Genomic DNA, 20,410 nt, shown 5'->3' on the forward strand with positions numbered 1-20,410 from the left:
TGATTATGATAAATGGCACAGATATGATGCAATGCGCATATCGCGATCGGCTTTTCGGAGGAGGGGGAGTTGCATTTTTTTGCAGACAAACGAATTTTCGGGGCATTTCGTCCAAAAAATAAGGGAAGGCTTTTTAGCCTGTCCCTTCAAAACATAAGCCTGTTTATTTCATTTTTAACTTCATCCCGCACTTGCACATGATACTGTGCTTTAAATATTTAATCTTTGACCGGCATTTTGGACATAAATGATGAGTCATTATTTTTCCTGCAGTTTGCGGAGGACGACGCCTGCAAGCACGTCGATAAACCGCGGATCAGCGTTCGGCATGGGCGGGCGGTAATAATCGGCGCCCAGCTCGTCGGTTACCGTTTTGCATTCATAATCATTGTCATAAAGAACTTCCAAGTGGTCAGACACAAATCCGACCGGTGCATAAATGAATGATCTGAAGCCTTCCTGATAAAGTTCCCTTGTCAAGTCTTGGACGTCGGGACCAAGCCAAGGATCGGGCGTATTGCCTTCGCTTTGCCAGCCGACAGCGATCTGATCGAATGACAGGCGCTCTGCGATCAATGCTGCCGTTTCTTCGAGCTGCACCGGATAAGGATCGCCATGCTCAAGAATCTTTTCAGGCAAACTGTGGGCAGAACAAATCACAATCGTTTTTTGTAAATCGTCTTTCGGCATTTTCTTTAAAATCGCGCCGATTTCTTCTGACCAGTAGCTGATAAAACCTTCCTCCTGGTACCATTCATGAACGGAAGTAATCCGGGGGCCGCCGATCGCCTGTGCGGCTTTTTCGGCGCGTCGGTTGTAGACTTCTGTGCTAAAGGTAGAGTAGTGGGGGGCTAAGACGATGGAAACGGCTTCTTCGATCTGATCCTGTTTCATTTGTTTTACCGCATCTTCGATAAATGGAGAGATGTGTTTTAAGCCGAGATACATGATGAATTCAACATCATCCTGGCGGGCATTTAAAGCCTCTTCGAGTTTTTTCGCCTGAGCCGATGTGATCTCCGCAAGCGGGGAGATTCCGCCGATATGCTGATAGCGTTTTTTCAAGTCGTCAATCATGTCTTCGCTCGGTCTGTTTCCATGCCTGATATGCGTATAATACGGAATGATGTCTTCTTCCTTGTATGGTGTGCCGTAAGCCATTACCAATAAGCCGATTTTTTTTCTTTCCATGTTTTTCACCTCTGCTGCTGATCTTGACATGTCGTACAAATTCCGTAAATCCCTAAATGGTGTCTGTTAATTTTATAATTCGTTAATTGTGCAGCTGCGTGTTCCACCTCTTTAAGCGGGGGATATTCAAGATCAACGATTTTTCCGCACGAATGACAGACGACATGATAATGGTGCGGTTTAAAAAGTTCATACTTGCTTTTTCCGTCTCCGTACGGAAGCTCCTTTACAATTCCGATCTTTACGAATAATTTCAGATTGCCGTAAATCGTCGGCAGGCTCATGAATGGCAGCTCCCGGTGGATATCCTCCGCCGAAGGGTGGTCATTTATCGAAATCATCGTTTTTAAGATCAACACTCTTTGAGCTGTCACACGCAAACCGTGCTTTTTTAACAGTGCGATCACTTTTTCCTCTTCCACATCCAACATCCCCTGCTTTCTGGATTAAGGGCAGGCATCCGCATGAAAACGAATGCCTGTACTTGAGAAAATAAGAATAAAATTGAGAATGAACGTTTCTTTACACTTCTTGCGGAACAGGCAAACCGAGTCCTTTCGCGACCTGTGTGCCATACTCCGGATCGGCTTTATAAAAATGCTGAATTTGCCGCAGCTTGATTTCATCTTTTGTCACTTGTTTCATAGAGCCGACGATGTTGCTGATCAGGCGCGAGCGCTCGTCTTCGCTTAAAAGGCGGTACAGATCGCCTGCTTGCGTATAGTGATCATTGTGGTCATAGGCAACGCTGTCTGCTGACCCTGATACAGGATATGCCGTTGTTTTGTTTTCCGGTGTTTCCGCCGGTCCTCCAAAGCTGTTTGGCTCATAGTAGACGGAGCCGCCGCCGTTATTGTCAAAGCGCATTTGTCCGTCGCGCTGATAGTTGCGCACCTCATTTTTCGGACGGTTGATCGGCAGGCTGTTATGGTTTGCCCCGACGCGGTAGCGATGGGCATCGGCATATGCGAACAGGCGTCCCTGAAGCATTTTGTCAGGCGATGGTTCGATGCCGGGTACAAGCGTTCCCGGTGAGAAAGTCGCCTGTTCGACTTCAGCGAAATAGTTTTCCGGATTCCTGTTTAATACCATGCGGCCCACTTCAATCAAAGGATAATCTTTTTGAGACCATACTTTTGTGACGTCAAACGGGTCGAAACGGTACGTATCCGCGTCTTCCAAAGGCATGATTTGCACATACAGCTTCCATGCCGGGAAATCGCCTTTTTCGATCGCTTCGTATAGATCTTGAGTGTGATAATCCGGGTTCTCGCCTGCAATCTTGGCGGCCACTTCTTCCGTCATGTTTTTAATGCCCTGCTCTGTTTTAAAGTGATATTTAATCCATACGCCCTCACCTTCGGCATTCACCCATTTGAATGTGTGGCTTCCGAAGCCGTGCATGTGGCGGTATGTCGCCGGAATTCCGCGGTCAGACATGAGGATCGTCACCTGATGCAAAGATTCAGGGGATAAAGACCAGAAATCCCACACGGCGTCAGGATTTTTCAAGTGTGTAACGGGATGGCGCTTTTGCGTATGAATAAAATCAGGGAATTTAATCGCATCGCGAATGAAGAAAACCGGCGTGTTGTTTCCGACAAGATCGTAGTTACCGTCCTCGGTGTAAAATTTGACGGCAAACCCGCGCGGATCACGCACGGAGTCTGCTGAGCCGCTTTCACCCGCAACGGTGGAAAAACGAATGAATAAAGGCGTGCGTTTTCCTACTTCCGATAAAAATTTTGCTTTTGTATATTTCGAAACATCGTTCGTTACTTCAAAATAACCATGCGCACCGGCGCCTTTTGCGTGTACAACCCGCTCAGGGACGCGTTCTCTGTTGAAATGGGCGAGCTTTTCAAGAAGGTGGACGTCTTGAATAAGCGTCGGTCCCCGGGAACCCGCCGTCATTGAGTTTTGATTGTCCCCAACAGGAGCGCCCCAGCTGGTGGTCAGGTTGTTTTTATTAGTCGTCATAAAAGGATCACCTCGCGTAAAATTTGATTACAAAAATAATGATAACATTTCTCAAGAAAAAAACAATATTTATTTATAATTATTACAAATAAAAAATTAGACTTTTTTTCGAAATGTTATCGACTTTGTCTTTCAGCCTTCCACTTCTTTTTGTTGAGGATAAATTAACGATAATTTCCAGGTAAAGGAGGAGGGAGATGGATCCGAAAGAAAAAAAGACCTTTATTAGAGCGGGAAAGCGATGATTACCTCACCGGAATCATCGGTTTTCTAAAATTCAAAAAGATTACAAATATTAATAAAGAATTATATGGTAATATTAAGCATGAAATGGAAATTACAAAATGATAGGGAGGAGTAATGATGTTTAAAAAATTAGCGGTTGGGATTTTAATGGCTGGAATGCTGTTTTCCGGCGCAGTCGGAGCATCAGCAGCGGAACACGGAAAAACAGCTTCCCGTGATATGATTCATCCCTTGAGCACGGCATATACAGATGTAAAGGTTACAGGCAAAACAGTCTACTTTTATATTAAAGGTTTGGAAAATCCGTTTAATCTGACATATTATGAAAGAGTTGCGTGGACAAGCACTGAAGATGAACCTGATACAGTGACGGGCAATATTCTGTCTGTGAAAATTCCCTTGAAAACAGGAAGCAGGTATGAGGCAAAATCAAATGAACGGCTTGAGCTGATCAGAGATAAGATTGAGTCAGGCGGCACTGTTTACGGATGGACAAAGGCGCAGAACGGCTATTGGTATCCTGCCGGCTCTGCGAAAATTTCCTATTGAGCATAGCAAAAAGCAGGCTTCATCCCCGCCTGCTTTTTGTCTTGCCGAATGGTCTTGAAACAACCGCCACTGCAGCCGCTGCAAATGACAAAACCCCCGCAAACCAAAATACCTCGCCAAGGCCCAATTGTTCCGCCACTTTCCCTGCAGCGATCGGACCGAGAAAAAAGCCGATCGCATAAAAAGACTGGTAAAAGCCCATGACTGACATTTTCAGCTTCGGCGAACCGATTTGGACAATGTTTGAGAGCAGGAGAGGAAAGATAAATCCCAATGTCAGCCCGATGACAGCGTGAATCAGGCAGACGGATAAGAGCGTTTTCGCAAACGGCAGTACACAAAGGAAAAGTCCGGTAATCACATAACAAATCAAGATGACGGCGCTGACTGATTTGATTTTGTAAAATATGCACCATACAGAAGCAGCAGCTTGGGGAATGAAAAAGGCGCACATCACCCACAGCAGCTGTTTCTCATCAATGCCGATCGTCTCCGTGTAGATCGGCGTAAATCCGAAAACGGTCATAAATAAGACGGCATGGGCCAAAAATGACAACAGTGTAATCGTTTTGAGCCGCGGGAGACGCCACGTTTGTTTCACATAATCGGAAACGGGCATCCTTCCAACAGGTTCGCGCGTTCCGTTGTCTTTAATATAAAATGACAACACAAGCCCGATCAATGAGAAGACGGCGCCGATCCAAAACGGAAACATCCAGCCGAACAAATGAACGAGGTATCCGCTGACAGCCATGCTGACGAACTGCGGAAGAACCGTTAAAAACTGCAAAATGCCCATCGCTTTCGATGAGTGTTCCTTCGGAAAATACTGTGAGTATAAAACCGTTGCCATGACCCACATCGCGGCCGTAATCCCGGCAAGCAGCCGGGCGGTGATCACCATGACGAACGAATCGAACAACAGAAATATCAAACTGCTCAAAAGAGCCGCTGCAAAGCCGGTGACAAACAGCTGTTTCCGCAGTGGAGAGAGCACATCAGACAAAATCCCGAATGGAAAACGCAGCAATACCTGCGTGATGCCGTAGCTTCCCAAAATGGTCCCAATCGCCGAATAGGAAAAACCGATACTGTCAAGATACAGCCCGAAAACGGGGACGTAGATATATGTAGCAAACCAAAAACAAAAGACAGCACCCCAAAACATCGCATGGTCTTTTTTGGCGATTTGTTTTTCTTCAAAAATAAGCTTTTCTTGCAATTCCATCCCGTTTTTATCCCCCTTTAGCTTCAAGTACACCATAAATGGCGAACGGAAAACAAGATCATTTTTTATTTTAGAATGGAATTGAACGATTTGCCGACAGATGTCGTCTAATATACGGAGGCAAAGGAAAGGGGGATTGTCATTTTAGTGGATCAGACAGATGAAAAAGAACTTATCATGCAAGCAAAAAATGGAGAAGATGCCGCCTTTTCAAAACTATTTCAGCTGCATTACCCCTTTTTATATCAATATGTGCTGAAATCAACGCTCCATCCCGATCTGACAGAGGATTTGGTTCAAGAAACGATGCTGAAAGCATATATCAGCCTTCAGCAATTTCAGGGAAGCGCAAAATTTTCAACATGGCTGATTTCGATTGCATCCCGTCTAATTATCGATCACCAGCGTCGGAAAAAACGGGAATACCGTAAGACGCAGGCAGCCAGAGAGGATGCCTTGCGGAAGATGAAATGGGAATCATCCCTCCGCGGACATGAGTGGAACGACTATTTGGAGATGTTCGCTGCGCTCGAGCCGGAATTCAGAATGCCGATTTTATTAAGGCATTATTACGGGTTCACATACCCTGAAGTGGCAAAGATGCTGAAAATAAAAGAGGGTACTGTCAAATCCCGCGTTCATCATGGCTTAAAGAAAATTCGAAAGGAGTGGGATCGGTGAATGAACGAGAGGAAAAAGAGACAATTTCACATTTGAAGCAGGAGCTGAAAAAAATCGATGCCGCCTTTGAACCTGCCCCTCTCCATCAATTTGAGCTGAACCGGCAGTTAGCCAGGTTTAAACAAGAGCGTAAACGGGCGATGCAGAAGGAATTGCTTTGCTTTATGGTTTCGGCATTTGTGATTTTGTCCTTATATATCACGATTTCGATTCAAGTGCCTGTCTTGTTTTTGACGGTGCAGGGAGCGGCGCTTATACTTCTTCCGGCGCTTGTCATGTTTGAAAAAAAGCGGCGCCGGACGGCGGACGGGGAGGTTGAAATAGATGAACCTTGATATGACTCAAGAAAAATTGACGGTTTTGCTGTTGATTTCTCCGCTTTTATTAGTACAAAGCATTCTCCTTTTTCTTGATGCAAAGAAAAAGGGAAGCAATGCGTGGTTTTGGGGAATTTGGGGTCTTATTCAAACTCCGATGCCTTTATTATTCTACTACTTGTTTGTCGTCAGACCCTATCATAAAAAAAGGGGATATCGTAATGGCCGCATCTGAAATACCCTGGGCGCTGATTGCCCCGTTGATCGCGTTATATCTTATCCTTGTCATTTCCGCATTGGTGAACTGCTCCAAGCAGGAGGAATTAAACGGTCCCAAGTGGCTATGGCTTTTGATTATTGCCGGCATCAGTTTTATTGGGCCAATTTCGTACTTTGTTATCGGTAAAAGGAGGCACATGTGATGCTGTCCGTGAAAGGATTAACAAAAGTTTATCAGCAGCATAAAGCTGTAGATCATCTAAGTTTTGATATTAAGCACCATCAATCTGTTGCACTTCTTGGCCCTAACGGAGCCGGAAAAACAACAACGCTGCAAATGCTGTCAGGCCTTTTAACGCCGACTTCAGGACAGATTCAATTTTTAGGCCGAAAAACCGTAAACCGGAGCCGCATTGGCTATCTTCCTCAGCATCCTGCCTTTTTTTCATGGATGACGGCGGAAGAATATTTGCGGTTTGCCGGGAGGCTTTCCGATTTGAGTCGCCGTGATGTTCAAGAGAAAAGCAGGGAAGTATTGCGCTATGTCGGTTTGGAGAAGTGCGGTGACCGGAAAATCGCGGGGTTTTCAGGAGGGATGAAACAAAGGCTCGGACTGGCACAGGCTCTGGTCCATGAGCCGGAGCTGCTGATTCTGGATGAGCCCGTTTCCGCGTTGGACCCATCGGGAAGACGCGAAGTGCTCGATTTGATGAAGGATTTAAAAAAACGGATGACGATTTTATTTTCTACTCATGTCCTTCATGATGCGGAGCAGGTATGTGATGAGATTATCATGCTTAAAAATGGAACGGCCAGGTGGACAGGCCCGCTTTCAGAGTTAAAGACGAAGCATCAAACGCCGTCTTTTATACTATCAGCCGAAGAAAGCCTTGAAGGGTGGCTCGAAGAACTCCCTTATGTCACAGGGCTCACCCTTGATCAGCCGTCAAAAGCCGAATTTCATTTATCCGATCGGGCATACGTCCGCGAATTATTAGCGGAATGTCTGAGAAGAAACGTGTCGGTCCTCCATTTTGAACAAAAAACACAGTCTTTGGAAGAGATTTATATGAAGGTGATGGGGCTATGAATTCATTTTATATTTTATTTCAGAAAGAGTGGAAAGAGAGCTGGAAGGACGGAAAGTTATTATGGCTGCCTGTCGTCCTCATCTTGATCGGCCTTATGCAGCCGATCAGCCTGTATTATATGCCTGAAATCATTGATATGGCCGGAAACCTGCCGGACGGGGCAGTCATCAACATTCCAAAGCCCAGCGGTGAAGAGGTTTTGGCCAGTACGCTGTCCCAATTTGGGACGGTCGGCACTGCCATCTTCGTATTCAGTGTGATGGGAAGCATTGTGAATGAACGGAACCAGGGCTCGCTTTCACTGATTATGGCGAGGCCGGTGAGCCCGCTTCACTATGTAGGGAGCAAGTGGCTTGCCCACGTCATTCTCGCTTTGTTGTCTTTTGTCGTAAGCTATAGTCTCGTCTTCTATTATACAAATCTTTTATTTACCCGGGTTACCTTTGCCAAGTTTTTGTTTAGCTTATTGGTTTACGGCATCTGGATTGTGTTTGTGATGACCATTACGCTGTTTTTCAGCGCTTTGTTTCGCCATATTGGAGGTATTGCCGGGGCAAGCATCGGTATGATTGCAGCTGTTTCATTTGCGGGCTCGCTGTTTCCTCGTTTTACCGAATGGACGCCTGATAAAGCACAAAACCAGGCAGTCTATTTTATCAAGAATGGCTCATGGGACGATGCCTTCGGTTTGATGGTTTTTTCTTCAGCCGGAATTGTGATCCTTCTGTTCGCGTGCATCATGTTTGTCTTTAAAAGGTATGAATCTTACTGATCAACCGGGCGGGCCCGGTTTTTTTCTATTTGTCAGAAATGTAAAATTAGATATAAAACGATGGAAGACTGGGACTTGCTGATCCGGCGGGAACATAAATGATTGAAAGGGTGATCCAATGAATATAGCAAACAATCAGGCCCATGTTTGTTTTGATCCCGCTCTTTACCGTCGTCTCCTGCATCGGGATCGTGTCGACGTCTGGCGGCTCTTTGGCCATGCAAAGCCAAGGGAAGTCAGCCGGAAGCGCATCGGCGCTTTTGGGGCTGCTGCCGTTTATTTTAGGCGCCGCTCGTTGGCATCGCCGGAAGCCATACGGCGATGCCGATGGCTGTCGTCATTGTATCAGTGCCGTGATCTGCTTTAAAGCGCTGGCCGGACGCGCGGCGCAGGCGTAAAAAACTCCGGAGCGTGAACCCCCGGAGTTTTTAAACATTTTTAGCGCGGAGCGATTTCCACCATCGTTTCCGCATGGCCGTAGTTTCTTCCCCATTTTTGCAATTCGGCGGTGATTCTGTGTGTGCCGGCATTCGGAAGCGTTTTTCGGACCATCACCAGCTTAAACTGGGAGGAGCTGAATGCATACACGGGAACTCTGACGGTTTGTCCGTCATTCAGAATCTGGGTATAGTTTAATGTTCTGCCGTTTAGCGAATCCCTTGTGTCCGCATGGAAGCGGTACGGGAAGTTAAATTCGACGAAGCTTGCGCCGACGAACATATTCGGTTTGTAGGTGACTTCAATATCGGAAGTCGTCCATTCTTTATTGCTTTGGGTGGTTTCGACATGAAGAGCCGGTTCGCTCCTGTAAAAAGCGGCATTTGCTTCCTGGGACGGAAGGATAAACGAAAACAATGCTGCAGATGCTAACAGGCCAACACTCATTTTTCCAATAAACTTTCGTTTAAGCATCGATTAGTCCCTCCTAAACGGGCAATTTGGCAGAAATCGACTAGATTTGTTTTCCTGCCCACTTAATCTATCATTATTTACCATACAGGTAAATATTTTTTGGAAAAAGTTCTAAAAAAGTTTACATCTATCATTATGTATCAGAAACGGTATAATTCAGGCAGCCGGCCCCTGACATGAGCCGGCCGGTATACATTTAACGAGGAACGATCTCAAGCGTAGCTTCCGCATGATTGATGTTCTTTCCGTTCTGCTGCAGTTCGGCTGTAATTCTGTGTGTGCCTGCATTTGGAAGCGTTTTCCGAACCATCACCAGTTTGAATTCGGACGAACTCAATGCATAGACGGGTACTCTGACTGTCTGTCCGTCGTTTAAAATTTGCGTGTAGTCAAGGGTTTTACCATTTAGCGTATCTCTTGTGCTTGCATGAAAACGGTACGGGAAGTTGAATTCAACATAGCTTGTACCGACGAATGTATTCGGTTTGTAAGTAATTTCGATATCAGAGGTTGTCCATTCTTTATTGCTGTTAACGGCTTTGACCTCAAGCACCGGTTTCTGAGTCGGGTTATCCGGCAGCGGATTATCAGGTTTCGGATTTTGAGGCGGCTGCGGCTTAGGCTTAAATGGTGGCGGACAAAAGATCGGACCTCTGAAATGACTCGTGTTCACTTCCTGTGCATTTGCTTCATTGGTAGGAAGGATAAATGAAAACAGTGCTGCAGAAGTTAATAGACCAATACTGATTTTACTGATGATTTTTCGTTTAAGCATCAACATGTTCCTCCTAAATGGCAATGTGGTTAGAGGACGTCCGGAAAGCAGCAAGAAAAGGCGGCAATACGATCGCGATCAACTAAATTCCTTTTCTTGTTTAATTAATCTATCACCATTTACCAAACAAGTAAATATTTTTACGTAAATTTCTTGAAAAAATTTAAAATATTCAATGATTGTTGCTAGTTTTCTGTATTTTACACATAGAAAAGAGTCGTATAACGAACAAAATGGATAATTGTGGATTAGTTATTGTTATTTTTCGATTTTCAGATTAATCTATTAAAAAAACTTCCTGAGGGGGATGGAGGATGGAAAACATTCAATTGTTTCTGGCCGGTGATTCGACGGTGTCGCATTATGATGCTTCGGCTGCGCCGAGAGCAGGCTGGGGACAGAGAATAGGGGCGCTTTTAAACCAGGGCGTCCTCGTGCACAATGAGGCGGCGTCAGGGAGAAGCTCAAAGAGCTTTATCGAGGAAGGAAGACTCGACCGGATCATGGAGCATATGCAAAACGGCGACTACTTGTTTGTCCAGTTCGGCCATAACGATCAAAAGCCTGATGAGCGCTATACCGAGCCGTATGGTTCCTATCAGGCTTATTTGCGCAAATACGTTGAATGTGCCAGGATGAAACAGGCCAATCCGGTGCTGATTACGCCCGTTCAGCGACGATCGTTCGATTCGGAAGGCAGGGTCCGCGACACCCACGGCGATTATCCGGATGCCATGAGACAGCTTGCGGCAGAATTTCGTGTTCCGCTCATTGATCTCACATCAAAAAGCGCCCGCCTGCTTCAGACTTTGGGGCCCGAATCGTCAAAAAAGCTGTTTTTATGGCTGAAGCCAGGGGAGCATCCAAACTACCCGGACGGAGCGGAAGACGATACCCATTTTTGCGAATACGGCGCAGGGGTAGTCGCAGGGCTCGTGGCAGAGGGAGCGAAAGAAGCCGGGCTTGTGTTATGAGCTATTTGAGAATGTTTTTCAATTATTTTTCGGAATTTTAGCACTTCATCATCTAATCTATGATACGATCTATTTCATAGAGATTTTTTAAAAGGAGTGCACTCTCATGATTCGCCGCTTTTTTTCATACTATAAACCTCATAAACGGCTGTTTATCATTGATTTTACAAGCGCGATCATCGTCGCCGTTTTAGAGCTCGCGTTTCCGCTTGTTGTTCAGTGGTTCATCGATACATTAATTCCAGGGGGCGACTGGGCCGAAATCGTCTGGGTCAGCATCGGACTATTATTCATCTATCTGATCAGCACCGGGCTTCAATATATCGTCAATTACCTCGGCCATAAACTCGGAATCAACATCGAGACCGACATGCGCCAGGAGCTGTTTCAGCATGTGCAGCGCCAATCGTTCAAGTATTTTGACAATACGAAGACGGGGCATATTATCAGCCGCATCACCAATGACCTTTTTGATATCGGAGAGCTCGCCCACCACGGGCCGGAGGATCTGTTTATCGCGGTCATGACCTTTTTGGGCGCGTTCTGGATCATGCTGACGATTAATGTGAAACTGGCGCTTGTCGCCATTTTGTTCGTGCCGCTCCTGATCGTCCTGATCACATATTCGAATGTTAGAATGAACAAGGCCTGGCGTGAAATGTACGGGGAAATTGCCGATGTGAACGCAAGGGTTGAAGACAGCGTCTCAGGCGTGCGAGTCGTCCAATCGTTCACAAATGAACGTTATGAAATTTCGCGTTTTCGGAAAAACAACCAACAGTTCCGCAAGGCAAAACTGAAAGGCTATAAAACGATGGCCATGACGACTGCCGGGACATTTTTAATGACGCGTTTCATGATTCTTTCCGTTCTCGTGTTCGGGGCGTGGCTCAGTTTTTCCGGAGGCATGACGTACGGCGAATTTGTCGGCTTTGTTCTGTACGTGAATGTCCTGTTTAAGCCGATTGATAAAATCAGCGCGATTTTGGAGCTCTATCCAAAAGGAATGGCCGGTTTCAAACGGTTTACGGAGCTGATTGATACAAAACCGCTGATTGTCGACCGGAAAGATGCCATTGATGTTCCGGCTTTAGAAGGAAACATCGTCTTCCGAAACGTCACGTTTGGATATGAAGAGCATAAACCGGTCTTAAACGGGATCGATTTAACGATAAACGCGGGTGAGACGGTAGCGTTTGTAGGGCCGTCGGGCGCCGGAAAAACGACGATCAGCTCGCTGATTCCGCGCTTTTACGACGTTGCCGGCGGTTCAATTACGATTGACGGCATTGACATTCGCAAGATGACGAAGCGGTCCCTGCGTTCACAAATCGGCATCGTTCAGCAGGACGTCTTCCTGTTTACGGGGACGCTGCGCGAAAACATTGCATACGGGAAATTGGATGCAACTGATGAAGATATCAGGCGTGCAGCCAAAATGGCCCATTTGGAGGAGCTGATCGAGTCGCTTCCGGACGGTTACGAAACCGAGGTCGGCGAAAGGGGCCTGAAGCTGTCAGGCGGCCAAAAGCAGCGGATCGCGATCGCGAGAATGTTTTTGAAAAACCCGCCTATCCTCATTTTGGATGAAGCGACATCCGCCCTTGACACGGAAACGGAACGAATCATTCAAAATGCGTTGACAGAGCTGTCCAAAGACAGGACAACGCTCATCATCGCCCACAGGCTTGCCACCATTAAGAATGCCGACCGGATTGTCGTGGTGACGGAAAACGGTATTGCAGAAGAAGGATCACACGATGAATTGGTTGAAAAGGGAGGAATATTCGCCAGTCTTCATCGCGTTCAGTATCAGTCGTAATATGAAAAGGGCAAGCCCGGATGCGGGCTTGCCTCTTTTGCGTTGCTGCGGTTAGCTTAAACCGGGCCGGAATATCAGCGGTTTTCTTTCCCGATCTCGGGCAGTACGGTTTTTGCGATCGCCTCGTCGAGCTTTTCGTAATCATAGTAATGAATGGCATCGTAAAGTTCTTCACGCGTCTGCAGATCGTTCAGCACGCCTTTTTGCGTGCCCTTTTCGTAAATTTCCGTAAATGTGCGTTCATACGCTTTTGCCGCGGCGCGCAGGGAAGTGACCGGATAAATCACCATGCTGAATCCGAAAGATTGAAATTCCTCGGCCGTAAAATAAGGCGTTTTTCCGAATTCGGTCATATTGGCGAGCAAAGGGGCATTGACGGCAGATGCGATTTCTGTGAATTCGGCTTCGCTTGTCAGCGCCTCCGGAAAAATCGCGTCAGCCCCCGCTTCTTTGTACAGAATGGCCCGCCTGATGGCAGCTTCTGTCCCTTCCACCGCTTTTGCATCAGTACGAGCCACGACCACAAGGGAAGGGGCGGTTTCTTTGATTGCTTTAATTTTCGCGATCATGTCTTCTATTGGGATCAGCGTTTTTCCGTTTAAGTGCCCGCATTTTTTGGGAAGCTGCTGATCTTCGATTTGAACGGCCGCGACTCTGTTCTCCACCATTTCGGCCGCTGTTCGCGCGGCGTTCAGCACCCCGCCGTAGCCTGTGTCTATGTCGACTAAGACGGGCAGGTTGGCGGCTCTGACAAGCTCGCGGGCTTTTTCCGCCATTTCTTCCGAATGGATCATGCCGAGATCGGGCATGCCCCGGCTTGCCGTATAAGCGGCGCCTGACAGGTAGAGCGCTTTGAAGCCGACGTTTTTGGCGGTGATGGCTGCCATTCCGTCATGGACGCCGGGGATTTTAAGAATATCCGGTGATTTGATAAGCCTTCTGAAAGCGTCGGCCAGCTCGGTCTGGCTTGATTGTTTGGTAACAATCCACATATGAATTCCCCCTAGATTACAAACAGTTCCATAAAGTCCGGGACGGTTGTGTTCTTTAATTGTTGCGAATCGTGTAAGAGAGTATTGATGTTCTCCGCTTGCCTTGCAGGAAAACGCGTTTTCAGATTGTTGATGAATTTTTCTTTTAGCAGTGGGATGCCTTCATTCCGTCTGCGGCGATGGCCGATCGGATACTCGATGGCGATATTCTCCGAATGTGTGCCGTCTTTATAAAATACTTGGACAGCGTTTGCGATGCTTCGTTTTTCCGGATCGAGATAATCGGCGGAATACTGTTTGCTTTCTACCGTTTTCATTTTCGCACGGAGGCGGTCGATGTCCGGATTTTGCGCGATTTCGTCTTCATAATGTTCAGCGGTAATCTCCCCGTAAATCAGCCCGATTGCTGTAATATACTGCAAGCAGTGGTCGCGGTCTGCCGGGTTGTGCAGCTTTCCGGTTTTGTCGATGATTCTGATGGCGGATTCGTGGGTCGTGATCACGATACGGTCAATGTCATCCAGTCTGTCCTTCACTTGGCCGTGAAGCTGAATCGCCGCTTCAGCCGCCGTTTGGGCGTGGAATTCGGCCGGATACGAAATTTTAAAGAGGACGTTTTCGATGACATAAGAATCGAGCGGCCTTGCAAGCGTCAATTCTTTTCCTCCAAACAGCACGTCCTGGAATCCCCACGTCGGCGCGGACAGAGCCGTTTGATAGCCCATTTCGCCTTTTAAGGTCATAAGGGCAAGCCGCACGCCCCTGCTTGTCGCATCGCCTGCAGCCCAAGATTTCCGCGAGCCGGTATTCGGCGCATGGCGGTATGTCCTGAGGCTCGAGTTGTCAACCCATGCCTGTGAAACGGCATTGATCACATCCTGCTTCGTTCCGCCCAATAGAGAGCATGCCACAGCCGCTGAAGCGACTTTGACGAATAAGACATGGTCAAGCCCGTTTCTGTTCAGGCTGTTGTTGAGTGCGAGGATTCCCTGAATTTCATGAGCTTTTACAATCGCCGTAAGCACATCGCTCATTGTGAGCGGTTCTTTTCCCGCGGCGAGCCGCTGTCTGCTCAAGAAGTCGGCGCATGCTAAAATCGCTCCCAGGTTGTCAGACGGATGGCCCCATTCAGCGGCAAGCCATGTGTCATTATAATCAAGCCAGCGAATCATACAGCCGATGTTAAATGCGCCTTGGACTGGATCGAGTTCAAATTGGGTGCCCGGCACGCGGACGCCGTTCGGGACAACCGTTCCGGGGACGATCGGCCCGAGGTGCTTTGTGCATTCGGGAAATTTGAGGGCCAAGATACCGCAGCCGAGCGTATCCATTAGGACGTAACGGGCCGTCTCGATCGCCTCTTCATTCGTGATTGTCGCATGTACCGCGTAATCTGCAATGTCTTCAAGCAATCGGTCACAAGATTGAGTCATTGTACTTTGCATAACCATCTAAAGCATCCCTTCCTTCCGGGTAAATGTTGTTTATGGCTGAAGACCGCGCGGCCCTGTGTAGCGCACCCGCGGACGAAACAGTCTGTTTTCGTCATGCTGCTCAATGACGTGCGCGCTTAAGCCGGCCGAGCGCGCCGCGAAGAAAATCGGGGTGTACAGATCGATCGGAATCCCGAGCAGGTAATAGACCGGGGCGGCGTAATAATCTAGATTCGGATATAGCCCTTTTTCTTCGCGCATCAGCGTTTCACCGGCATCACACATATCGTATAAGTCCTGTCTCCCTGTTTTGTGAGAGAGTGAAAACAGGGCTTTTTTCAACAATGCGGCCCTCGGATCCATCTTTCTCATATAGACACGGTGGCCAAATCCCATAATCTTTTCTTTATTGGCTAACTTTTGCTGGATCAGTTTGATAAAGCCGGATTTTGTTTCACCTTCGAGAAGCATGTGCATGACCGCTTCGTTGGCGCCGCCGTGCAGGTTTCCTTTTAAAGACGCGGCTGCTCCTGTAAAGGCGCCGTATATATCCGAATTGGTCGACGCAATGACTCTGGCGGCAAACGTGGAATTCGGCATTTCGTGCTCGCTGTACAGCACAAGCGTCTGATCAAAGACGTCCGTTTCCTGTTCGCTCGGCTCTTTACCCGTGAGCATGTATAAAAAGTTCTGGCTGTATGACATCTGTTTATTCGGCATAATCGCCTTCTGCTGATGTAGTATGCGGTAGCTGTTTGCGGCAATGTTCGGCACCTGTGCGATCAAGCGAAGCGCTTTTGCCGCATTGGCCGCTTTCGACCGGTCATTCAGTTCAGGGTCATACCCCGACAAAGCCGAAATCCCGGTTCTGAGCGCATCCATTGGGTGAGTATCTTGAGGAAGTGTTGACAGAATGGTGTAAATCCCGTTGGGAAGATCGTAAGCATTCTTTAAAGCGCTTTCAATTCCTTTTAGCTCCATCGCATCCGGAAGCTTGTTTTGGATGAGGAGATACAGGATATCCAGATACGTTTTTTGTTCGGCAAGCCTGATTAAATCATAGCCTCTGATGACGATTTCTTCAGCTGCGGTGTCCAGGTAGGAAATTCCCGTTTCACCGGCGATAACACCCTCTAATCCCGGTTTAAAAACATCGTGTTTGCCCATTTTTCCACCTCATTTTCGTTTTTTTAAAAACGAGGCATCGGCTGTTTAGCGGTTGAGTGTATAGCTTTGGAGCGTTTCTTCAATGGAATGTAGGCTTCGTCTGATATGGGAGCGCATGGCTGCTTCTGCCTGACGTTCGTTTCGTTCCTTGACGGCATGATAGATTGCCAAATGTTCATTGAAGGATACCGATGGTTTGTAATGAGGATTTTTGTATCCGCTGATTCTCCGGTACCGTTCGATCCTGCTTTCCAATTGTTCGAGAAATCGCTTCGCTGTTAGATTAAAACTGATGGATTGCAAGATAGAATGAAATTCAGATCCGTATTTGACCGTATCCGTATGGCGGTCCTTGGCGGCAGCCATCTTCATTAATTCGAGCCGGTCTTCAAGCTGGTGAAGATGCTCTGTCGTGGCAAGCCGTGCGGCCTCGGCGGTCAGCAGTCCTTCCAGCGCTTCACGGACCTTAAAAACCTCTTTCGCTTCTTCCGGTGAAATCGGACAGACGCGGAGCCGGCCGTTTGGCTGTTTATTGACCAATCCTTCAAGCTCCAGCCTGTAAAGAGCCTGGCGCAGCGGAGTTCGGCTGATTTCCAAGTCCTTTGCAAGATTGTCTTCTACTAGCTGTTCAGAAGGTGAATATTCGAGTTCGATGATTTTTTTTCTGATCTCATTGTAGGCGTAATCACTTGCAGACTGTCTTTTGACTGGATTTGAAGAGCGCATGAAAAAATGTCACCCCTCCTTTTTCTGAATATAAATATAATTGTATACAATTATCCGGATGTGTCAATGCATCATTTTCCATAAAAAAACAAACACCATTCCCTGTTTCTTAAAGGGGCGGGTGTTTGCTTTTTTCTTACGCATATTGATAGAGGTGGGGCCGATCATCGATCCATCGTTTTAATTCTTCAAGCATTTGCTCATAGCTGACAGGCTGATACGGCACATCCTCCCTCGTCATGACCAGGCTTTTATCAGAGCGCGCGTCATCATCGGGAATGATCGCCACACCTCTCTCAAACGTCTGATTGATGGAGAGAAGCAATTCATATTTTGAGATGAAGCGGTTTCCGGTCAGATGAATGAGACCGGTTAACCGATGCTCAAGCAGCTCCTCAATCGCCTTTGCAAGTTCAAGCGTCGTCAATCCGTTCCAGAAAACGTTTCTAAAACCTTTGATCGTTTGTTTTTGATTCATGAACCAATGAAACAAACCGATGCCGTCTTTCAGTTCAGGTCCGATAATGGACGTTCTGATCGTGAGGTTTTTGTCATCTGTAACTTCACCAAGGCTTTTCGTTTGCGCATAGACGGAACCTCCATCTTTTGGATCTGTTTCGGTATATTTTCCTTTCGAGCCTGAAAAAACGCAATCGGTGCTGATATGAATCAGGTAATAATGATAGTTGCCGCTCATGTCGGATAACAGGTGAGGCAGAATGCTGTTGACATGGATTGCGTCGAGCAGATGCTGGCGTGCGGCGTCATTTAATATCCCGGTCGCATTGATGACGACGTCGGGGTTCACTTTTTCAAGCAGCTTTTTTAATTCATCTGTGTTCGTGACGTCCAAAAAAAAGCAGTGTGGATCATCAGGCAAGGAATGGCGCTGTGTCCAGAATACGTCGTATTGCGTTTTGGACGCAAAAAATTCCTTCAGGACGTGGCCGGCCATGCCGTTCCCGCCCAAAATCAACAGTTTCACTTAATGAATCCCCCTTCCCTTAGCAGTTCTGCAATCTCGGGTTTTGTCATTAAAAGGTCGTTGGATTGGTACTTCTCAAAGGTCGCTTTTGGATATGTCCGATAGTGACGGGCCAGCTTTTCTGAGGGATGGGAAGGCAGAATGACATAGTGTTCGGAATCGAAAAGGTAAGTATACGGAACCTCATGATCGGAAACGAGCACCTCGTGGAGCTTTTCTCCAGGCCGGATTCCGATTTCTTTAATTCCGACAGAACTTCCCATCTGTTCGATCAGAACTTCTGCAAGATCCAATATATTGCAGGCCTTCATTTTCATCACGAAGATTTCTCCGCCCAGCGCTTCCTCTGAAGCCTTGAGCAGCAAGTCTATCGCTTCGCCGACCGTGAGGAAGAATCTTGTCATCTCTTTCGATGTCAGCGTGAGATCCTCTCCCTTCTGTATGAAGCGCTTAAAGAGCGGCACGACGCTTCCGTTTGTCCCCAGCACGTTTCCGCCTCTGATGCAGACGAAATCGGTATGGCCTCTGTAATCGTTGGCACGGATCATCAGCCTTTCGCCCAGCGCTTTGGTCATTCCGTAGAAGTTGACCGGATCAGCCGCTTTATCGGTTGACACGTCAATCACTTTCTTGACTCGATGGGCGAGCGCTGCGCGTATGACATTCTGCGTTCCGACGACGTTAGTCTTTAACGCTTCATCAGGCTGTTCCTCGCATATCGGGACATGCTTCAATGCTGCCAGATGAAAGATATAATCGATATCCTGGCAGGCAGACTCCAAAGAAAGATAGTCTCTTACATCACCGATGATGAACGTTAAAGAAGGGTGGTGATTGAATTCTCGCTGCATGCCGATTTGCGTAAATTCGTTCCTCGAAAAAATCCTGATCTCCTTTGGTTTATATAATAATAGTTTTTTGGTAAGTTCCGTTCCCCAGGAACCGGTACCTCCTGTAATCAGTATTCGGGCGTTTTTAAACATACTTCTCCTCCTAAAAACAGATCGTTTGATAGACTGTCAAAACTAGCTTATAAATGTATATGTTTTGCAGGAAATTTTGTGTGATAGAACCGCCTCATGCGAGAAAAAAATAAGCCATTTTGAGAGGTTAGCGATTTATGGCACACCATTTTTTTCGAAATGAATATATATATATAGATTTTTTCAACGCTAGATTGATAAATCATAAAAAGTGTTCAACAGCCAAAAAGGAGCAAGATGATGAAAATCATGACGATTCTCGGAACCAGGCCGGAGATCATCCGCTTAAGCCTGATCATCGGCAAGCTTGATCAATTTGCCGATCAGCACATATTGGTCCATACTGGTCAAAACTATGACGCGAGCTTGAGTGAAATTTTTTTTGATCAATTAAAGGTGAGGCTGCCGGATTATCATATTAAACCGTCTCGGCATTCAACAGGCGCGCAAATCGGCGAAATCTTCACCGAGGTCGAAAAGCTGATATTGAAGCTTGAGCCTGATAAACTGCTCGTGCTCGGTGATACAAACAGCGCGCTTTGCGCTTTTCTGGGCGAAAGGTACGGTATTCCGGTCTATCATATGGAGGCCGGCAACCGCTGCTTCGATAACTCTGTTCCGGAAGAAATCAACCGCAGGGTGATCGATTCGATCGCATCTTTCAACCTCCCCTATACAAGAGTTGCCAAAGAAAATCTGGAAAGGGAAGGCATGCATCCGCAAAGGATATGGGTATCGGGAAATCCGATTTATGAAGTGATGAACCATTACCGGGATGACATAGCAAAACGAAATCCGCTCGATGCCTTGAATGTACAGAGCAAATCTTTCATATTGGTAACGGCGCACCGGGCGGAAAATGTAGATCATAAAAAGCGGCTGCAAAATATTGTTGATGCGCTGACATCGCTTGCCGGGACACACAAAATACCGGTTATTTGCAGCGTTCATCCAAGAACAAGGGACCGTTTGCAAAAATTCGGCATTCAAAACGATGAAGGCTTGCTGAAATTTTGCGAACCGTTTGGTTTTTTTGATTTCGTTAACCTTCAGCAGCATGCAAAATGCGTCATCACGGACAGCGGAACCGTTCAGGAAGAAAGCTGCATACTCAAAGTGCCTTCGGTTACGATCAGGAACAGCACCGAACGGCCCGAAACGGTCATGTGCGGAAGCAATGTCGTGTCAGGGCTTGAAACGGAGCGGATCGTCGATGCGGCGGAGCTGATGATGCAGGCCAAAACGGATTGGGAGCTGCCGGAAGGTTATGATGATCCGCTTGTATCAGACAAAATCGTCCATTTTATATTAGGCGGCCTGAGACATGTTTGACCGACATCTTGAAGCCTTCTATCTCTGGCAAACGT

At 47.0% G+C, this 20,410-nt stretch carries 22 protein-coding genes and 1 pseudogene; 11 read left to right on the forward strand and 12 right to left on the reverse strand.

Going from position 1 to position 20,410, the window contains the following annotated elements:
- Positions 1-258: 258 nt before the first annotated feature.
- The 3 genes from hemH to katA all read right to left on the reverse strand — a co-directional run bounded on the left by hemH (position 259) and on the right by katA (position 3,171).
- The gene (gene hemH / locus AB447_RS20690) at positions 259-1,191 is read right to left on the reverse strand and encodes a ferrochelatase (protein ID WP_048356013.1); all 933 of its coding nucleotides are present in this window, start codon (positions 1,189-1,191) and stop codon (positions 259-261) included.
- A gap of 5 nt (positions 1,192-1,196) precedes the next feature.
- Positions 1,197-1,622, reverse strand: a complete 426-nt coding sequence (locus tag AB447_RS20695; protein WP_048356014.1) for a Fur family transcriptional regulator — start codon at positions 1,620-1,622, stop codon at positions 1,197-1,199.
- 91 nt (positions 1,623-1,713) lie between these two features.
- On the reverse strand, positions 1,714-3,171 hold the full coding sequence (katA, locus tag AB447_RS20700; RefSeq protein ID WP_048356015.1) for a catalase KatA: 1,458 nt from the start codon (positions 3,169-3,171) through the stop codon (positions 1,714-1,716).
- A gap of 363 nt (positions 3,172-3,534) precedes the next feature.
- Between katA and AB447_RS20705 the strand changes: the two genes are divergently transcribed.
- Positions 3,535-3,966, forward strand: coding sequence for a hypothetical protein (locus tag AB447_RS20705; protein ID WP_048356016.1), 432 nt, complete (start codon positions 3,535-3,537; stop codon positions 3,964-3,966).
- Positions 3,967-3,985: 19 nt separating this feature from the next.
- On the opposite strand, the gene AB447_RS20710 is transcribed toward AB447_RS20705, so the two are convergent.
- Positions 3,986-5,194 carry an MFS transporter gene (locus AB447_RS20710; RefSeq protein WP_048356017.1) on the reverse strand — a complete coding sequence of 403 codons (1,209 nt, stop codon included), beginning with the start codon at positions 5,192-5,194 and terminating at the stop codon, positions 3,986-3,988.
- A 147-nt stretch (positions 5,195-5,341) separates the two neighbouring features.
- Here AB447_RS20710 and sigY point away from each other — a divergent pair, with 147 nt between their 5' ends.
- The 7 genes and pseudogenes from sigY to AB447_RS20745 form a co-directional block, all read left to right on the forward strand.
- Positions 5,342-5,875, forward strand: coding sequence for an RNA polymerase sigma factor SigY (sigY, locus tag AB447_RS20715; RefSeq protein ID WP_048356018.1), 534 nt, complete (start codon positions 5,342-5,344; stop codon positions 5,873-5,875).
- Positions 5,872-6,210, forward strand: coding sequence for a YxlC family protein (locus AB447_RS20720; protein ID WP_046129381.1), 339 nt, complete (start codon positions 5,872-5,874; stop codon positions 6,208-6,210). The genes sigY and AB447_RS20720 overlap by 4 nt, the downstream gene beginning before the upstream one ends.
- Positions 6,200-6,427 (forward strand): hypothetical protein, encoded by a 228-nt coding sequence (locus AB447_RS20725; RefSeq protein WP_048356019.1) that lies wholly within the window; start codon positions 6,200-6,202, stop codon positions 6,425-6,427. Before AB447_RS20720 ends, AB447_RS20725 begins: the two co-directional genes overlap by 11 nt.
- Positions 6,414-6,614 (forward strand): PLDc N-terminal domain-containing protein, encoded by a 201-nt coding sequence (locus AB447_RS20730; RefSeq protein ID WP_048356020.1) that lies wholly within the window; start codon positions 6,414-6,416, stop codon positions 6,612-6,614. Before AB447_RS20725 ends, AB447_RS20730 begins: the two co-directional genes overlap by 14 nt.
- Positions 6,614-7,501, forward strand: a complete 888-nt coding sequence (locus tag AB447_RS20735; RefSeq protein ID WP_048356021.1) for an ABC transporter ATP-binding protein — start codon at positions 6,614-6,616, stop codon at positions 7,499-7,501. The genes AB447_RS20730 and AB447_RS20735 overlap by 1 nt, the downstream gene beginning before the upstream one ends.
- A complete protein-coding gene (locus tag AB447_RS20740) occupies positions 7,498-8,274 on the forward strand; it encodes an ABC transporter permease (RefSeq protein ID WP_048356022.1) in 777 nt (258 codons plus the stop codon). Before AB447_RS20735 ends, AB447_RS20740 begins: the two co-directional genes overlap by 4 nt.
- Positions 8,275-8,423: 149 nt before the next feature.
- Positions 8,424-8,672, forward strand: a pseudogene (locus tag AB447_RS20745) (MFS transporter); the annotation flags it as partial.
- Between the two features lie 40 nt (positions 8,673-8,712).
- Here AB447_RS20745 and bslB (AB447_RS20750) read toward each other — a convergent pair.
- Together bslB (AB447_RS20750) and bslB (AB447_RS20755) are read right to left on the reverse strand one after the other, a co-directional pair.
- The gene (gene bslB, locus AB447_RS20750) at positions 8,713-9,186 is read right to left on the reverse strand and encodes a biofilm surface layer hydrophobin BslB (protein ID WP_048356024.1); all 474 of its coding nucleotides are present in this window, start codon (positions 9,184-9,186) and stop codon (positions 8,713-8,715) included.
- 196 nt (positions 9,187-9,382) lie between these two features.
- On the reverse strand, positions 9,383-9,961 hold the full coding sequence (bslB, locus tag AB447_RS20755) for a biofilm surface layer hydrophobin BslB (protein ID WP_048356025.1): 579 nt from the start codon (positions 9,959-9,961) through the stop codon (positions 9,383-9,385).
- Between the two features lie 314 nt (positions 9,962-10,275).
- Between bslB (AB447_RS20755) and AB447_RS20760 the strand changes: the two genes are divergently transcribed.
- Together AB447_RS20760 and AB447_RS20765 are read left to right on the forward strand one after the other, a co-directional pair.
- On the forward strand, positions 10,276-10,935 hold the full coding sequence (locus AB447_RS20760; RefSeq protein WP_048356026.1) for a rhamnogalacturonan acetylesterase: 660 nt from the start codon (positions 10,276-10,278) through the stop codon (positions 10,933-10,935).
- Positions 10,936-11,041: 106 nt separating this feature from the next.
- The gene (locus AB447_RS20765; protein ID WP_048356027.1) at positions 11,042-12,757 is read left to right on the forward strand and encodes an ABC transporter ATP-binding protein; all 1,716 of its coding nucleotides are present in this window, start codon (positions 11,042-11,044) and stop codon (positions 12,755-12,757) included.
- Positions 12,758-12,831: 74 nt separating this feature from the next.
- Here AB447_RS20765 and prpB read toward each other — a convergent pair whose 3' ends face one another.
- The 6 genes from prpB to AB447_RS20795 all read right to left on the reverse strand — a co-directional run bounded on the left by prpB (position 12,832) and on the right by AB447_RS20795 (position 19,043).
- Positions 12,832-13,749, reverse strand: coding sequence for a methylisocitrate lyase (gene prpB / locus AB447_RS20770; protein ID WP_057957736.1), 918 nt, complete (start codon positions 13,747-13,749; stop codon positions 12,832-12,834).
- 11 nt (positions 13,750-13,760) lie between these two features.
- Entirely contained in the window at positions 13,761-15,194 is a 1,434-nt protein-coding gene (locus AB447_RS20775) for a bifunctional 2-methylcitrate dehydratase/aconitate hydratase (protein WP_096892191.1), read from the reverse strand.
- Positions 15,195-15,233: 39 nt separating this feature from the next.
- Positions 15,234-16,349 carry a citrate synthase gene (gene mmgD / locus AB447_RS20780; protein WP_048356572.1) on the reverse strand — a complete coding sequence of 372 codons (1,116 nt, stop codon included), beginning with the start codon at positions 16,347-16,349 and terminating at the stop codon, positions 15,234-15,236.
- Between the two features lie 45 nt (positions 16,350-16,394).
- On the reverse strand, positions 16,395-17,075 hold the full coding sequence (locus AB447_RS20785) for a GntR family transcriptional regulator (protein WP_048356571.1): 681 nt from the start codon (positions 17,073-17,075) through the stop codon (positions 16,395-16,397).
- Between the two features lie 136 nt (positions 17,076-17,211).
- On the reverse strand, positions 17,212-18,060 hold the full coding sequence (locus AB447_RS20790; protein ID WP_048356570.1) for a dTDP-4-dehydrorhamnose reductase family protein: 849 nt from the start codon (positions 18,058-18,060) through the stop codon (positions 17,212-17,214).
- Positions 18,057-19,043, reverse strand: a complete 987-nt coding sequence (locus tag AB447_RS20795; RefSeq protein ID WP_048356569.1) for a polysaccharide biosynthesis protein — start codon at positions 19,041-19,043, stop codon at positions 18,057-18,059. The genes AB447_RS20790 and AB447_RS20795 overlap by 4 nt, the downstream gene beginning before the upstream one ends.
- 240 nt (positions 19,044-19,283) lie before the next feature.
- Here AB447_RS20795 and wecB point away from each other — a divergent pair, with 240 nt between their 5' ends.
- Positions 19,284-20,375: a non-hydrolyzing UDP-N-acetylglucosamine 2-epimerase gene (gene wecB / locus AB447_RS20800; protein WP_048356568.1), complete on the forward strand. Its 1,092-nt coding sequence runs from the start codon at positions 19,284-19,286 to the stop codon at positions 20,373-20,375.
- The last annotated feature ends 35 nt before the right edge of the window (positions 20,376-20,410 follow it).

The sequence above is a fragment of the Bacillus glycinifermentans genome (assembly GCF_001042475.2).
GTDB classification, from domain to species: domain Bacteria; phylum Bacillota; class Bacilli; order Bacillales; family Bacillaceae; genus Bacillus; species Bacillus glycinifermentans.

Coding starts and splice junctions, on each gene's coding strand:
- hemH (WP_048356013.1), bottom strand. CDS start 1,191: ATGGAAAGAAAAAAAATCGGCTTATTGGTAATGGCTTACGGCACACCA.
- AB447_RS20695 (WP_048356014.1), bottom strand. CDS start 1,622: ATGTTGGATGTGGAAGAGGAAAAAGTGATCGCACTGTTAAAAAAGCAC.
- katA (WP_048356015.1), bottom strand. CDS start 3,171: ATGACGACTAATAAAAACAACCTGACCACCAGCTGGGGCGCTCCTGTT.
- AB447_RS20705 (WP_048356016.1), top strand. CDS start 3,535: ATGTTTAAAAAATTAGCGGTTGGGATTTTAATGGCTGGAATGCTGTTT.
- AB447_RS20710 (WP_048356017.1), bottom strand. CDS start 5,194: ATGGAATTGCAAGAAAAGCTTATTTTTGAAGAAAAACAAATCGCCAAA.
- AB447_RS20725 (WP_048356019.1), top strand. CDS start 6,200: ATGAACCTTGATATGACTCAAGAAAAATTGACGGTTTTGCTGTTGATT.
- AB447_RS20730 (WP_048356020.1), top strand. CDS start 6,414: ATGGCCGCATCTGAAATACCCTGGGCGCTGATTGCCCCGTTGATCGCG.
- AB447_RS20735 (WP_048356021.1), top strand. CDS start 6,614: ATGCTGTCCGTGAAAGGATTAACAAAAGTTTATCAGCAGCATAAAGCT.
- AB447_RS20740 (WP_048356022.1), top strand. CDS start 7,498: ATGAATTCATTTTATATTTTATTTCAGAAAGAGTGGAAAGAGAGCTGG.
- bslB (WP_048356024.1), bottom strand. CDS start 9,186: ATGCTTAAACGAAAGTTTATTGGAAAAATGAGTGTTGGCCTGTTAGCA.
- bslB (WP_048356025.1), bottom strand. CDS start 9,961: ATGCTTAAACGAAAAATCATCAGTAAAATCAGTATTGGTCTATTAACT.
- AB447_RS20760 (WP_048356026.1), top strand. CDS start 10,276: ATGGAAAACATTCAATTGTTTCTGGCCGGTGATTCGACGGTGTCGCAT.
- AB447_RS20765 (WP_048356027.1), top strand. CDS start 11,042: ATGATTCGCCGCTTTTTTTCATACTATAAACCTCATAAACGGCTGTTT.
- prpB (WP_057957736.1), bottom strand. CDS start 13,749: ATGTGGATTGTTACCAAACAATCAAGCCAGACCGAGCTGGCCGACGCT.
- AB447_RS20775 (WP_096892191.1), bottom strand. CDS start 15,194: ATGCAAAGTACAATGACTCAATCTTGTGACCGATTGCTTGAAGACATT.
- mmgD (WP_048356572.1), bottom strand. CDS start 16,349: ATGGGCAAACACGATGTTTTTAAACCGGGATTAGAGGGTGTTATCGCC.
- AB447_RS20785 (WP_048356571.1), bottom strand. CDS start 17,075: ATGCGCTCTTCAAATCCAGTCAAAAGACAGTCTGCAAGTGATTACGCC.
- AB447_RS20795 (WP_048356569.1), bottom strand. CDS start 19,043: ATGTTTAAAAACGCCCGAATACTGATTACAGGAGGTACCGGTTCCTGG.
- wecB (WP_048356568.1), top strand. CDS start 19,284: ATGAAAATCATGACGATTCTCGGAACCAGGCCGGAGATCATCCGCTTA.